The sequence below is a fragment of the Brevundimonas sp. Root1279 genome (assembly GCF_001425945.1).
Lineage (GTDB): Bacteria > Pseudomonadota > Alphaproteobacteria > Caulobacterales > Caulobacteraceae > Brevundimonas.
Map to the genome: position 1 here is coordinate 435,001 of NZ_LMEB01000005.1, position 1,462 is coordinate 436,462.

General features: G+C 55.7%; 1 tRNA gene and 2 rRNA genes (1 of these 3 cut by a window edge). All 3 read left to right on the plus strand.

The annotated features are described in order from the left end of the window. Positions 1-1,069 (plus strand): 23S ribosomal RNA (locus ASC65_RS07970); it begins 1,719 nt to the left of the window's first position. Positions 1,070-1,151: 82 nt separating this feature from the next. Next, positions 1,152-1,266 (plus strand): 5S ribosomal RNA (rrf, locus tag ASC65_RS07975). Positions 1,267-1,325: 59 nt separating this feature from the next. After that, a tRNA-Met gene (locus ASC65_RS07980) sits at positions 1,326-1,402 on the plus strand. Positions 1,403-1,462: the final 60 nt, after the last annotated feature.

A 1,462-nucleotide genomic window follows, 5' to 3' on the forward strand; every position in this document is an offset into this window, starting at 1 on the left:
AATGCGACGTATAGGGTCTGACGCCTGCCCGGTGCCTGAAGGTTAAAGGGAGATGTGAAAGCGTCGAACTGAAGCCCAGGTAAACGGCGGCCGTAACTATAACGGTCCTAAGGTAGCGAAATTCCTTGTCGGGTAAGTTCCGACCTGCACGAATGGCGTAACGACTTCCCCACTGTCTCCAGCACAGGCTCAGTGAAATTGAATTCCCCGTGAAGATGCGGGGTTCCCGCGGTCAGACGGAAAGACCCTATGAACCTTTACTATAGCTTCGCCTTGGCGTTAGCGACCGTATGTGTAGGATAGGTGGGAGACTATGAAGCCGGGGCGCCAGCTCTGGTGGAGTCATCCTTGAAATACCACCCTTACTGTCGTTGACGTCTAACCGAGGGCCGTTATCCGGTCCCGGGACATGGCGTGGTGGGTAGTTTGACTGGGGCGGTCGCCTCCTAAAGTGTAACGGAGGCGCGCGATGGTGGGCTCAGACCGGTCGGAAATCGGTCGTCGAGTGCAATGGCATAAGCCCGCCTGACTGCGAGACTGACAAGTCGAGCAGAGACGAAAGTCGGCCATAGTGATCCGGTGGTCCCGCGTGGAAGGGCCATCGCTCAACGGATAAAAGGTACTCTAGGGATAACAGGCTGATTTTGCCCAAGAGTCCATATCGACGGCAAAGTTTGGCACCTCGATGTCGGCTCATCACATCCTGGGGCTGGAGCAGGTCCCAAGGGTATGGCTGTTCGCCATTTAAAGTGGTACGTGAGCTGGGTTCAGAACGTCGTGAGACAGTTTGGTCCCTATCTGCCGTGGGTGTTCGAAGCTTGAGAGGATCTGTCCCTAGTACGAGAGGACCGGGATGGACGTACCTCTGGTGGACCTGTCGTGGCGCCAGCTGCGCAGCAGGGTAGCTATGTACGGAATAGATAACCGCTGAAAGCATCTAAGCGGGAAACTAACCTCAAAACAAGGCTTCGCTGAGGATCGTGGAAGACTACCACGTTGATAGGCCAGGTGTGGAAGTGGGGCGACCCATGAAGCTTACTGGTACTAATAATCCGATCGGCTTGATCGTTTCTCAGCAAAACTCATTCGATTACTTCGGYCRAAACCGAAGCTGACAATGTCTTCATTCATTCGTCTATCCGCCTGGTTGACCCGGTGGCTATGTCGGAGGTTCCCCACCCGATCCCATTCCGAACTCGGTCGTTAAGCCCTCCAGAGCCGATGGTACTTCGTCTTAAGGCGCGGGAGAGTAGGTCGCCGCCGGGTCTACCAGTCGGATATACGAATAACCTCGAACCGTTCTTCCTCTACGCACTACCGTTTGCCGCGGGATGGAGCAGCCCGGTAGCTCGTCAGGCTCATAACCTGAAGGTCGCAGGTTCAAATCCTGCTCCCGCACCCAAACTCAACAAAAGCCCCGCTCGGTAACAACCCGCGGGGCTTTTTGCTGGGCGGAATCCGG